This is a genomic window from Micromonospora carbonacea (assembly GCF_014205165.1).
Lineage (GTDB): Bacteria > Actinomycetota > Actinomycetes > Mycobacteriales > Micromonosporaceae > Micromonospora > Micromonospora carbonacea.
In genome coordinates, this window is sequence record NZ_JACHMZ010000001.1 from 4,561,053 (window position 1) to 4,575,535 (window position 14,483).

Annotated in this window: 1 protein-coding gene; it reads right to left on the bottom strand. The window is 76.2% G+C overall.

The features are described 5' to 3' along the window. Positions 1 to 66: 66 nt before the first annotated feature. Complete coding sequence (locus tag HDA31_RS19370; protein ID WP_178064097.1) at positions 67 to 14,457, bottom strand: type I polyketide synthase; 14,391 nt, start codon at positions 14,455 to 14,457, stop codon at positions 67 to 69. Positions 14,458 to 14,483: the final 26 nt, after the last annotated feature.

The window sequence follows — 14,483 nt, forward strand, 5'->3', positions numbered from 1 at the left end:
TGTTGACCCGTCGACCCGTGTTGGCCCATCGACCCGTGTTGGTCCGTCGCCCCGGCAGCGTTCACGTCAGGACACCCCCAGCTCCCGGTCGATGAAGTCGAAGACCTCGTCGGGGGTGGCGTCCTGGAGCTTCTCGGCGACGGTGTCCCCGCCCGCGCCCGCCGGGGCGTCGTCGGCGTTGAGGGACGCCAGCAGCGCCCGCAGCCGCTCGGTGATCCGGATCCGGGCGCTGCGGTCCGGGGCGGAGCCGGTGAGCGCCGCCTCCAGCCTGTCCAGCTCCCCGAAGACCGGCGCGACGGCGACCACCCCGCCGTCGACGACCGCCGCCCGCACGTATTCGGCGAGGCCGGCGGCGGTCGGGTAGTCGAAGACGACAGTGGCGGGCAGCCGGACGCCGGTCGCCGCGGTGAGCCGGTTGCGCAGCTCCACGGCGGTCAGCGAGTCGAAGCCGAGTTCCCGGAACGCCCGGTCGGGTTCGACCGCGTCCATCGAGGCGTGCCCGAGCACGGCGGCGGCCTGGCCGCGTACCAGGTCGAGGAGGGTCTTGCGCCGTTCGGCGTCGGTCTGCCCGGCGAGCAGGGCGGCGAGGGACTCGGCGGTCGGTCCGGCGTCGTCGGCCCGCGCGGCGGCGGCCTGCTGCGCCTCGGCGATGCCGGCGAGCAACGGGCTGGGCCGGACGGCGACGAACCCGGGCACGTACCGCGCCCAGTCGATGCCGGCCACCAGCGTCGCCGGTTCCCGCCGGGCCACGCAGGCCGCGAGCGCGGCGAGCGCGGGGGCGGTGTCGAGGCGGGCGACGCCGGTGCGGCGGCGGCGCTCCTCCACGGCCGGGTCGGCGGCGGCCATCCCGCCGGCCGCCCACGGTCCCCAGGCGATCGACGTGGCCGGCAGCCCCTGCCGGTGCCGCTGCTCGGCCAGCGCGTCGAGGTACGCGTTGGCGGCGGCGTAGCTGCCCTGCCCGGCCGCGCCGAGCTGCCCGGCCATGGCGGAGAACAGCACGAACGCGCGCAGCTCCCGGCCGACGGTCAGCTCGTGCAGGTGCAGCGCGCCGAGCACCTTGGGCCGCAGCACGGTGGCGATCCGGTCGGCGGTAAGCCCGTCGAGGACCCCGTCGTCGAGGACGCCCGCCGCGTGCACGACGGCGGTCAGCGGCGCGTCGGCGGGCACCTCGGCGAGCAGCTTCGCCAGGGCGGCCCGGTCGGCGACGTCGCAGGCGGCGACGGTGACCCGCGTGCCCGCCCCGGTCAGCTCCCGGACCAGGTCGGCGGTGCCCGGGGCGTCGACGCCCCGGCGGCTCACCAGCAGCAGGTGCTCGGCGCCCCGGGCGGCCAGCCAGCGGGCCACCTCCGCGCCGAGCGCACCGGTGCCGCCGGTGACGAGGGTGGTGCCCCGGTGGTCGGGCTCGTCGGCGGCGGGGGTCCCGCCGGGGGCCCGGACCAGCCGGCGGACGAGGATCGTGGCCCCGTCGACGGCGACCTGGTCCTCGCCGTCGAGGCCGGCGAGGGCGGCGCAGAGCAGGTCCCAGCCGTGGTCGTCGAGGGTGGCCGGCACGTCGACCAGCCCGCCCCACCGCTCGGGGTGTTCCAGGGCGACGACCCGGCCGAGGCCCCACAGCAGCGACTGCTCCGGCCGGTCCACCGTCCCGCCCCGGGTGGTGCCGGCCGCGCCCCGGGTGACGCACCACAGCGGCGCGGCCACGTCGAGGTCGCCGAGGGCCTGGACCAGGGCGAGGGAGCGGGCGAGGAAGGGCGGCACCGGCTGGGTGTCGTCGACCGCGCCGTCGGCGAGGGCCAGCAGCGACAGCACCCCGTCGGCGGGGGCCCGCCCGCCGTCGCCGTCGCCGGTCGCGGCGGCCAGGTGGGCGGCGACGGCGGCCCGGTCGGTCAGGTCCTCGGGCAACAGCACCAGCCGCACGTCGGCGCCCCGGCGGGTCAGCTCGGCGACGGCCGCCTCGCCCTCCCCCGCGCGGCGCTCGTCGGCGACGACCCACCAGTCGCCGGAGAGGAAGCTGACGGGCGTGCCGGTGTACGGCTGCCAGACCGCGCGGTAGCGCAGGTCGTCCAGGGTGGAGCGCTCGCGTTGCTGTCGCCGCCAGGAGGCGAGCACCGGCAGGGCCGCGCCGAGCCGTTCGAGGGAGTCGGCGGCGTCCTGCGCGGTGAGTTCCGCGAGCGCGGCCAGGTCCTCCCGCTCGACGGCGGCCCAGAACGCGGAGTCGACGCCGCTCGGGGCCTCCTCCGCGCCGGCCAGCTCGGCCTTGGTGGGCCAGAACCGATCCCGGTCGAACGCGTACGTGGGCAGCGGCACGGTGCCGGCCTCGGCGAGGACCTTCGTCAGGTCGACGGGCAGGCCGATCGCGTGCGCGGCGGCCAGGTTGGTCAGCAGCCGCGTCGGGTCGTCGTCACCGCGGCGCAGGCTACCGATCGTGTGGCCGGTGACCCCGGCGTCGTCGAGGATCGCCGTCACCGGCATCGTCAACACCGGATGCGGGCTGATCTCCACGAACGTCGTGTGCCCGACCGCCACGGCCACCCGCACGGCCGCGTCGAACTGCACCGTCTGCCGCAGGTTGTCATACCAGTAGTCCGCCGTCATGCTCCCCGGGTCCACCCAGTCACCCGTCAACGTCGACACGAGCCGAACCCGACCCGGCTGCGGGGTCACGTCGGCCAGGTCCGCGCGGAGGCGTTCGGCGACGTCCTGCACCGACGGGGAGTGCGAGGCGTAGTCCACCGGAATCAGGCGGGCCCGGACCCCGTCGGCCTGGCAGGCGTCCACCAGGTCCGCGACCGGCTGCGGCGGACCCGACACCACCACCGTCGCCGGACCGTTCACCGCCGCCACACCCACACCCGGGAACTGCGCGAGCCGTGCGGTCACCGCGACGGCGGACAGGTCAACCGACGCCATCGCACCAGTCCCCCGCAACACCGCCAAGGCCCGCGACCGCAGCGCGACCGTCTTCGCCGCATCGTCGAGGGACAGGATCCCCGCCACACACGCCGCACCGATCTCGCCCTGCGAATGACCGACCACCGCCTGCGGGGACACGCCCGCGTGTTCCCACACCGCCGCGAGGGCGACGCCGACGGCCCACAGGACCGGCTGCACCACCTCGACCCGCTCCAACCACGACTCGTCATCCCCGGTCAACACGGAGACAAGGTCGACGTCCAGGAACGGAGCCAGGGCCCGCTGACACTCCGCCAACTGCGCGTCGAACACCGGAGTGCGACCCACCAGACCGGCCGCCATGCGCGCCGACTGCGCACCCTGCCCCGGGAACACGAACACCGGACCCACACCGTGACCAGAGGCGACACCGGACACCACGTTGCCCGCCGGCAGACCGGACGCCAGAGCATCCAGCCCCGACAGCAACTCGGGCAGGCCCGAACCGACCACAGCGGCCCGCTGGTCGAACGTCGACCGCGTCGTCGCCAGCGACCAACCGACCACCGCCGGCTCCACGCCACCGTGCTCCCGCAGGTGCCGGGCCAGCCGGGCCGCCTGACCAGCCAGGGCCGCCTTCGACCGCGCCGACACCGGCCACACCGTCACCCCGGCGGCGATCAGGCCCGGACCGCCCGCGTCGTCGGTGTCGGGGGCCTCGGCGGCGGGCAGGTCTTCGGGCAGTTCGAGGATGACGTGCGCGTTGGTGCCGGAGATGCCGAACGACGACACCGCCGACCGCCGGACACGACCCGTCCCCGGCCACGGCGTCGCCTCGGTGGCCAACTCCACCGCACCCGCCGACCAGTCGATGTGCGGCGACGGGGCATCCACGTGCAGCGTCGCCGGGACGACACCCTCCCGCATGGCGAGGACCATCTTGATGATCCCGGCGACGCCGGCGGCGGCCTGCGTGTGCCCGATGTTGGACTTGACCGAGCCGAGCAGCAGCGGCGCGGCGTCGCCCCGGTCCTGCCCGTACGTGGCCAGGAGCGCCTGCGCCTCGATCGGGTCACCCAGCGTCGTGCCCGTGCCGTGCGCCTCCACCACGTCCACATCCGCAGCCGACAACCCCGCCGACGCAAGAGCCTGCCGGATCACCCGCTGCTGCGACGGACCATTCGGCGCAGTCAACCCGTTCGACGCCCCATCCTGATTCACCGCAGAACCCCGCACCACCGCAAGCACCCGATGCCCGTTACGCCGCGCGTCCGACAACCGCTCCACCAGGAGCACCCCGACACCCTCACCCCAACCGGTGCCATCCGCGCCGGCCGCGAACGCCTTGCACCGGCCGTCGGCGGCCAGGCCGCGCTGCCGGGAGAACTCCACGAACAGCCCCGGCGTCGCCATCACGGTGACGCCACCGGCCAGCGCGAGATCGCACTCGCCGCGCCGCAGCGCCTGCACCGCCAGGTGCAACGCCACCAGCGACGACGAACACGCCGTGTCCACCGACACCGCCGGCCCCTCCAACCCCAACGCGTACGCCACCCGACCCGACACCACACTCGCCGCGTTCCCCGTGCCCGCGAAGCCCTCCACGTCGTCCACGGCCACCATGAGCAGGGCCCCATAGTCCTGGCCATTCGTGCCGACGAACACCCCTGTTCGCGAACCCCGCAACCCCGCCGGATCAACCCCTGCCCGCTCCACCGCCTCCCACGACGCCTCCAGCAACAACCGCTGCTGCGGATCCATCGCAAGGGCCTCACGGGGCGAAATGCCGAAGAAAGCCGCATCGAAGTCGGCCGCCTCGTAGAGGAAGGCGCCGCTGCGGACGTAGGAGGTGCCGGAGGAATAGGGGTCGGGGTCGTACAGCCGGTCGATGTCCCAGCCCCGGTCGCCGGGCAGGTCGGACACGGCGTCGCGGCCGGCGTGCAGCATCTGCCAGAACCGTTCGGGGTCGACGGCCCCGCCGGGGAACCGGCAGGACATGGCGACGATGGCGACGGGCTCGTCGTCGGCGAGCGGCACGGACGCGTTCTGGGTGACGGTTTCGGCCCCGCCGCCGAGTTCCTCGTGCAGGTGCCGGGCGAGGACGGTGGGGGTGGGGTAGTCGAAGACGAGGGTCACCGGCAGGCGCAGCCCGGTGGCGGTGGCGAGCCGGTTGCGCAGCTCCACGGCGGTCACCGAGTCGAAGCCGAGGTCCCGGAACGCGTGGTGCGGGTCGACGGCGTCGCCGCCGGCGTACTTGAGGACGGTGGCCGCCTGGCCGCGGACCAGGTCGAGCAGCGCGGCGCGGCGCTCGTCGGCGCTCATCCGGCCGAACGCGGCGGCGGGGCCGGCGTCGTCGGTCTCCGTCGCCTCGGCGACGCCCTTGCTGGCGGCGAGCTGCTGCGCCTCGGGGATCTCGGCGATCAGCGGGCCGGGCCGGGTGGCGGTGAACGCGACGTAGAACCGGTCCCAGGCGATGTGGGAGATGGTCAGGTACGTCTCGTCGTGCTCGACGGCCTGGTGCAGCGCGGCGACGGCGAGCCGGGGGTGCATCTCGGGCGCGCCGTGGCGGTGCAGCATCCGGCCGAAGTCGCCCTCGGCCATGCCGCCGCCGCCCCAGGCGCCCCAGCCGATGGAGGTGGCGGGGAGACCGAGGCCGCGGCGGTGCTCGGCGAGGGCGTTGAGGAACGCGTTGCCGGGGGCGTAGTTGCCGACGCCGGAGCTGCCGACGGTGCCGGCCATGGAGGAGAACAGGACGAACGCGTCGAGGTCGTGGTCGCGGGTCAGCTCGTGCAGGTTGAGCGCGGCGGTGACCTTGGCGCTGAGCGCGTAGTCGACCTGGTCGAGGGTGAGCGCGCTGACGACCGAGTCGTCGAGGACGGCGGCGGTGTGCACCACGGCGGTGAGCGGGTGCTCGGTGGGCAGGTCGGCGAGGACGGCGGCGAGGGCGTCGCGGTCGGCGGCGTCGCAGGCGGCCACGGTGACCCGCGCGCCGAGCCCAGTCAGCTCGGCCTCCAGCTCGGCGATGCCGTCGGCCTGCCGGCCGCGCCGGCTGAGCAGCACCAGGTGGGACGCGCCGTTGGCGGCGAGCCAGCGGGCCATGTGCCCGCCGAGGGCGCCGGTGCCGCCGGTGACGAGGGCGGTGCCGGAGGGCCGCCAGGCGCGGGTGGCGGGGGCGTCGCCGAGCGGGGCACGCAGCAGCCGCCGGCCGAACGCGCCGGCCCGGCGCAGGGCCACCTGGTCCTCCCCGTCCGCGCCGGCGAGGACGCGGGCGAGGCGGCGGGCGGTGGTGTCGTCGGGGTCGGCGGGCAGGTCGACGAGTCCGCCCCAGCGGTCGGGGTGTTCGAGGGCGGCGACCCGGCCGAAGCCCCAGGCGAGCTGCTGCCCGGGGTGCGGCAGCGGGTCGGCGGGGTCGGTGGAGACCGCGCCGCGGGTCAGCGCCCACAGGGGGGCGCGGACGCCCGCGTCGCCGAGGGCCTGGGTGAGGGTGACGGTGCCGGCGAAGCCGACGGGCACGTGGCGGTGGGTGGGCGTGGGCGTCTCGTCGAGGGCGAGCAGGGAGACGATCCCGGCGGCGGGGTGGGCGGCGGCGAGGTCGCGCAGCCGGGCCGCGAGGGCGTCGCGGTCGGTCCGCTCGCCGGCCAGGGCCACGGGTACGACGGTCGCGCCGTGCCGGGCGAGGGCGTCGCGGGTGAACGCGGCCAGCGCGGCATCGGCCTGCTGCGGTCCGGCGGCGCTGCCGTCGGTGCCGGTGTCGGCGGCGGTGTCGTCCGGGCCGGTGACCAGCCACCAGGTGCCGGCGAGGGCGGGCTCGTCGCCGCCGTCCGCGCCGACGGGCAGCCACGCGTCGCGGTACCGCCACGAGTCGATGGTGGCCTGGTCGCGGTGCCGGCGTCGCCAGGCGGTGAGGGCGGGCAGCACGTCGGCGAACGCCGCCTCGGGCACGGTGCCGCCGTCGGTGGCGGCGGCGAGTTCGGCGGTGAGCGCGGCCAGGTCGCCGTCCTCGACGGCGGCCCAGAACCGGGCGTCGGACTCGTCCGCCGGGCCGGCGGGGACCGCGGCCGGGGCGGTGGTGGCGGTGGCGGGCCGAGGCCAGTAGAGCTGCCGCTGGAACGGGTACGTGGGCAGGTCGCGGCGGCGCGCGGGCAGCCCGGCGTACGCGGGTCGCCAGTCGACGGGCGTACCCCCGGTGAAGACCTCGGCGGCGGCCCGGTGGAACCGGCCGAGGTCGCCCTCGTTGCGCCGCAGGGTGCCGGTGACGGTGACCGCGCCCGGGTCGGCGGCGGCCAGCTCGACGCTCTCCTGCACGGCCATGGTGAGCACCGGGTGGGCGCTGACCTCGACGAACGTCTGGTAGCCGGCGGCGACGAGGCTGCGCACCGCCTCGTCGAAGCGGACGGTCCGCCGCAGGTTGCGGTACCAGTAGTCGGCGTCGAGGGCGGCGGTGTCGAGCCAGTCGCCCTCGACGGTGGACCGGAACCGGATCTCGCCGGTGCGGGGGGTCAGCCCGGCGAGCAGGGCGAGGAGCTGCTCGCGCAGCGGCTCGACGTGCGCCGAGTGGGAGGCGTAGTCGACGGGCACCCGGCGGACCCGGGTGTCCCGGGCCTCGTAGTGGGCGACGAGTTCGTCGAGGGCGGCGGAGTCGCCGGAGACGACGACGGAGGTGGGGCCGTTGACGGCGGCGAGCGCGACGCGGCCGTCCCAGCGGGCGATGGTGGCGGTGGCCTCGTCGGCGGTGGTGGCGACGGAGACCATGCCGCCGTCCCCGGCGATGCCGGCGATGATCCGGCTGCGCAGGGCGACCACGGCCGCCGCGTCGTCGAGGGTGAGGGCCCCGGCGACGTACGCGGCGGCGATCTCGCCCTGCGAGTGGCCGACGACGGCGGCGGGGCGGACCCCGTACGACTGCCAGAGGGCGGCGAGGGAGACGCCGACGGCGAACAGGGTGGGCTGGACGACGTCGACGCGTTCCAGGGACGGCGCGTCGGGCGCGCCGCGCACCACGTCGACGGGCGACCAGTCGACGTGCGGGCGCAGGGCCTCGGCGCAGGCGGCGAACGTGTCGGCGAAGACGGGGGCGGTGTCGAGGAGTTCGGCGGCCATGCCGACCCACTGGGAGCCCTGGCCGGGGAAGACGAAGGCCACCTCGCCGGGCGTGCCGGTGCCGGTGACGGTGTCCGGGGCGGGCCGGCCGGCGGCGAGCTCGCCCAGCGCGGCGGTCAGGCCGGCGCGGTCGGCGGCGAGGACGACGGCCCGGTGGTCGTGGGCGGCGCGGGTGTCCACGAGGGACCAGCCGACGTCGGCGAGCGCGTCGTCGGCGACGGTGTCGAGGTGGGCGGCGAGGTCGCGGGCGCGGGCGGCGAGGGCGTCGGCGGTGCGCCCGGACAGCACCCAGGGCAGCTCCCGGGCCGGCCCGGCGGCCTGCTCCTGCGCGGCCTCCTCCTGCGCGGCCTCCTCCTGCGCGGGCTCCTCCTGCGCGGCCTGCTCCTGCGCGGGTTCCTCCTCGGGGGCCTGTTCGAGGATGGTGTGCACGTTGGTGCCGCTGATGCCGAACGAGGAGACGCCGGCGCGGCGGACGCCGTCGGCGGGCTCCCACGGGCGGGCCTCGGTGAGCAGCGCGACGTGCCCGGCGGACCAGTCGACGTGCGGGGTGGGCTCGTCGACGTGCAGGGTGGGCGGCAGCACCCCGTGCCGCATCGCCAGCACCATCTTGATCACCCCGGCGACGCCGGCGGCGGCCTGGGTGTGGCCGACGTTCGACTTGATGGAGCCGAGCCACAGCGGCCGGTCGGCGGGGCGGTCCTGCCCGTAGGTGGCCAGCAGCGCCTGGGCCTCGATCGGGTCGCCGAGGGTGGTGCCGGTGCCGTGCGCCTCGACGGCGTCGACCTGGTCGGCGGTGAGCCCGGCGTTGGCCAGGGCCTGCCGGATGACCCGCTGCTGGGCGGGCCCGTTGGGGGCGGTCAGCCCGTTGGACGCGCCGTCCTGGTTGACGGCGCTGCCCCGCACCACGGCGAGGACGGGGTTGCCGTCGCGGCGGGCGTCGGAGAGCCGCTGGAGCACCAGCAGGCCGACGCCCTCGCCCCAGCCGGTGCCGTCGGCGGCCCCGGCGAACGGCTTGCACCGGCCGTCGGCGGCCAGCCCGCGCTGGCGGGAGAAGCCGACGAAGATGCCGGGGGTGGCCATGACGGTGGCGCCGCCGGCGAGGGCGAGGTCGCACTCCCCCGCCTGGAGGGCCTGCGCGGCGAGGTGCAGGGCGACCAGCGACGACGAGCAGGCCGTGTCGACGGTGACGGCGGGGCCGTGCAGCCCGAAGGTGTACGACAGCCGACCCGAGATGACGCTCGCGGAGGTGCCGGTGGCGAGGTAGTTCTCGTCGACGTCCCCGGCGGCCATCAGCAGCGAGCCGTAGTCCTGGCCGTTGGTGCCGACGTACACGCCGGTGCGGCTGCCGCGCAGCGCGGTCGGGTCGATCCGGGCCCGCTCGAACGCCTCCCAGGTGGCCTCCAGCAGCAGCCGCTGCTGCGGGTCCATGGCGAGGGCCTCGCGGGGGCTGATGCCGAAGAAGGCGGGGTCGAACTCGCCGGCCCCGGCGACGAAGCCGCCCTCCCGCACGTAGCTGGTGCCGAGGTGCTCGGGGTCGGGGTGGTACAGCTCGGCGATGTTCCAGCCGCGCTCGCCGGGCATCAGGGTCATCGCGTCGGTGCCGGTGGCGAGGAGGTCCCAGAGCTGCTCCGGTGAGCTGACCCCGCCGGGGAACCGGCAGCTCATCGCGACGATGGCGACGGGCTCGCGGTGGGTGTCGGTGCCGGCGGCGACGACGTCGCCGGGGGTGTCGCCGGGTAGCCGGTTGGTCAGCCCGTGCAGGTGGGCGGCCAGCTCGGCGACGGTGGGGTGGTCGAACACGAGGGTGGCGGGCAGGGTCGTGCCCGTCTCGGCGGTGAGCCGGTTGCGCAGCTCGACGGCGGTGAGCGAGTCGAAGCCGAGGTCGCGGAAGGCGCGGTCGGGCAGCGGCCGCCCGGCCGGGTAGCCGAGCACCGCGGCGGCCTGGGTGCGCACCAGCTCGGTGAGCTGCGCCAGGGACCGGCCGACGACGACGGCCCGGACGGGGCCGCTCGCCACGGCGGGCACCCCGGGCAGGGCAGAGATCAGCGGGTTCGGCCGCCCCCAGGACGCGGCGAGGCGTCCCCAGTCGACGTCGGCGACGGTGACGGCCGGCCCGGCGGCGTTGACGACCCGGCCGAGGGCGGTGACGGCCTCGGCGGCGGGCAGCGGGTTGATGCCGCCCCGGGTGAGCCGGGCGGTGAGCGCGGCGGTGGTGGCGGCCATCCCGTCGGCGGCCCACGCGCCCCAGGCGACGGCGGTGGCGGGCAGCCCCTGGGCGTGCCGCCACGCGGCGAACGCGTCGAGGTAGGCGTTGGCCGCCGCGTAGTTGCCCTGCCCGGCGCTGCCGACGACCCCGGCGAGGGAGGAGAACAGCACGAACGCGTCGAGGTCCCGGCCGGCGGTGGCGTCGTGCAGCACCCGGGCGGCGGTGGCCTTGCCGGCGAGGACGGCCTGCATCCGGTCGAGGTCGAGGCCGTCGAGGACGCCGTCGTCGACGATCCCGGCGGTGTGCACGACTGCGGTGAGCGCGGGCAGCCCGGCGACGAGCGCGGCGACCGCCTCGCGGTCGGTGACGTCGCAGGCGACGACCCGCACCGCCCCGGCCCCGCCCAGCTCCTCGACCAGCCCGTCGGCACCGGGAGCGTCCGGGCCACGCCGGGAGGCCAGCACCACCTCGGCCGCCCCGTTGGCCAGCAACCAGCGGGCGGTGTGCCGACCCAACGCGCCCGTGCCACCGGTGACCAGCACCGTCCCCGACGGCCGCCACCCCGAACCGACCGGCGCGGCGGCCGGCACCAGCCGTCGGCCGAGGACGCCCTGCGGGCGGATCGCCACCTGGTCGTGGCCGGCGTCGGCGAGGACGGCGAGCAGGGCGTCCCCGCTCGCCCGGTCGAGCCGGTCGTCGCCGCTGTCGCTGCCGCTGCCGGGCAGGTCGACGCCGCTGCCAGTGGCGGGCAGGTCGACGAGGCCGCCCCAGCGGTCGGGCTGTTCGAGGGCGATCACCCGCCCGAGGCCCCAGGCGGCCGCGGCCGACGGGTCGGCGACGCGCTCGCCGCCGCCGACGGAGACCGCCCCCCGGGTGAGGCACCACAGCCGGCCGGGCAGTCCGGTGTCGGCGAGCGCCTGGGCGAGGGTGAGCAGGAGCGCGGTGCCGGTGGGCACGGCGGGGGCGTCCGGCAGCGGCACGTCCCGCTCGGGCAGCAGGCAGACCACCCCGGCCCACCCCGTCTCCCCGCCCGCGCTGCCCGGCTCCCCGAGCCGCCGCAGCGCGTCCCCCAGCTCGCCCCGCCCGACCCCACCGCCGACGCCGAGCACCTCGACCCGCGCCCCACCCCGGCGCAGCGCCGCCACCACCCCGCGATCTTGCAGTTCCAGCCCCGACAAAAGCCTCGTTCCGCCCGTTTCGGGGGCCGCAAGTGCAAGATCGGCGGGGTGGATGGGGGTGACGACCAGCCAGCGGCCCGGCCGGGGCGCGGCCGGGGCGGGGTGGACGGGGTGCCAGGCGACGCGGTACGTCCAGGCGTCCAGCGTCGCGTCGCGCTGGCGGGCCCGCCGCCACGACGACAGCACCGGTACGGCGGGGGCGAGCGCCTCGATCGCGGCGGGATCGTCCTGCACGGCCAGGTGGGACGCCACCTCGGTCAGGTCGCCCCGCTCGACGGCGGCCCAGAAGTCGCCCTCGGATCCGGCGGCGTGGACCGCCTGCGCGGCGGCGACCGCGGCGGCCTCGGGCCAGTACCGCTCCCGCTGGAACGCGTACGTGGGCAGGTCCACCCGGGACGCGCCGGTGTCGGCGAACCACGGCCGCCACCCCACCGACACCCCGTTGACGTGCAGCTCCGCCAGCGCGGCCAGCAGAGCCGGCACCTCCGGCCGATCCCGACGCTGGGCAGCCACCGCGACCACGGAAGCCTCGGGCAGCGCCTCGGCCGTCAACGCCGTCAACACGCTCTGCGGACCCACCTCCAGGAACGTGTCCACCCCCGCCGACCGCAACGCCGCCACCCCATCGGCGAACCGCACCGCCTCCCGCACATGCCGCACCCAGTAGTCGACACTGCGAATCTCGTCGGGATCGGCCAGCGCCCCGGTCACGTTCGACACGACGGGCAACTCGGGCGCGGCGAACGTCAGCCGCGACAGCACCGCCCGGAACTTCTCCAGCATCGGCTCCATCAGCGGGCTGTGGAACGCGTGACTCACCGCCAACCGACGCGTCCGCACCCCCCGACCCCGCCACGCCTGCTCCACCTGGTCCAGGGCGTCCACCGCACCCGACACGACAACAGAAGTCGGGCCGTTCACCGCCGCGATGCCCACCCGATCGGACAACCCGTCCAACGACGCCAGCACCTCGGCCTCGGCCGCGGCCACCGCCAACATCCCGCCACCGGCCGGCAACGCCTGCATCAGGCGACCCCGCGCCACCACCAACGCACACGCATGCTCCAGCGACAACACCCCCGCCACATACGCCGCGACGATCTCACCAACCGAATGCCCACCCACAAAGTCCGGCACCACACCGAACGACTCCACCAGGCGGAACAGGGCCACCTCGACCGCGAACAACCCCGCCTGCGTGAACACCGTCGAATCCAGCAGCGCCACCTCGGCGCAACCCTCCGAAGCGAACAGCACCGACTTCAACGGCTGCGGCAGCCCACGGTCCAGATGCCCACACACCTCGTCCAACACCGACGCGAACACCGGGAACGCCGCGGACAACTCCCGACCCATGCCGGGGCGTTGCGCCCCCTGACCGGAGAAGAGCACGGCGAGCTGGCCGCGCGAGGTGGCCGTACCGGACAGGACGTTGCCGGCCGGGGTGCCGGCGGCGAGGGCGCGCAGCCCGGCGAGGAGGTCCTCGCGGCCCGTCGCCGCGACCACCGCGCGGCTGTCCAGGGCGGCGCGGGCGGTGACCGACGACCACGCCACGTCCACGGGACGCACGTCGGCGTCGGCGTCCAGCCAGGCCGCCCAGCGGCCCGCCTGCACGGCGAGGGCGGCGTCGGTGCGGGCGGACAGCAGCACCGGCACGGCGGGCAGCGCCCGCCCGGGTGCGACGGCCTCGGCGGTGGCCTCGGGCTCGGGGGCCTGCTCGATGATGGTGTGCGCGTTGGTGCCGGAGACGCCGAACGACGACACGGCGGCCCGGCGGGGCCGGTCCACGGCCGGCCACGGCCGCGCCTCGGTGGCGAGTTCCACGGCGCCGGCCGACCAGTCGATGTGCTGCGACGGCGCGTCGACGTGCAGGGTGGGCGGCACGACGCCGTGCCGGATGGCCTGCACCATCTTGATCACCCCGGCGACGCCGGCGGCGGCCTGGGTGTGGCCGATGTTCGACTTGACCGACCCCAGCAGCAGCGGCGTGTCCCGCCCCTGCCCGTACGTGGCGAGCAGCGCCTGCGCCTCGATCGGGTCGCCGAGCCGGGTGCCGGTGCCGTGCGCCTCCACGACGTCCACGTCCACCGGCGACAGGCGCGCCGAGGCGAGGGCGTGGCGGATGACGCGCACCTGGGAGGGGCCGTGCGGGGCGGACAGGCCGTTGGACGCGCCGTCGGAGTTGACGGCGCTGCCCCGCACGACGGCGAGGATCGGGTAGCCGTGGCGTTGGGCGTCGGAGAGCCGGGCGAGCAGCAGCATGCCGACGCCCTCGGACCAGGAGGTGCCGTCGGCGGCGGCGGCGAACGCCTTGCACCGGCCGTCGGCGGCCAGCCCGCGCTGCCGGCTGAAGCCGACGAAGACCGCCGGGGTGGGCATGACGGTGACGCCGCCGGCCAGGGCCAGCTCGCAGTCGCCGTTGCGCAGCCCCTGGGCGGCGAGGTGGATCGCGACGAGCGACGACGAGCAGGCGGTGTCGACGGTGACGGCCGGCCCCTCCAGGCCGAGCGTGTACGCGACACGGCCGGAGATGACGCTTGTCGCGTTGCCGGTGAGCAGGTGCCCCTCGCCGTTCTCGGCCTGCGCCATGATCCCGTCGTAGCCGTGCGAGGCCGCGCCGACGAACACGCCGGTGCGGCTGCCCCGCATGGTCGCCACGGGCAGGCCGGCCCGCTCGAACGACTCCCACGCGGTCTCCAGCAGCAGCCGCTGCTGCGGGTCCATGGCGAGGGCCTCGCGGGGGCTGATGCCGAACAGGTCGGCGTCGAAGTCGGCGGCGTCGTAGACGAAGCCGCCCGCGGAGACGTAGCTGGTGCCGGGGTGGTCGGGGTCGGGGTGGAACAGCCGGTCGAGGTCCCAGCCCCGGTCGGCGGGGAACGGGCCGATGCCGTCCCCGCCGTCGCGGACGAGATCCCAGAGCTGCTCGGGCGAGGCGACGCCGCCGGGGTAGCGGCAGCTCATCGCGACGATGGCGATGGGTTCGCCGTCGCGGGCCTCCAGCTCCCGCAGCCGACGCCGGGTGCGCCGCAGCTCCGAGGTCGTACGCTTCAGGTACTCGACGTACTTCTCGTCCTCGTTGCTCACCGTGGACCCACCTCACTCGGCATGCC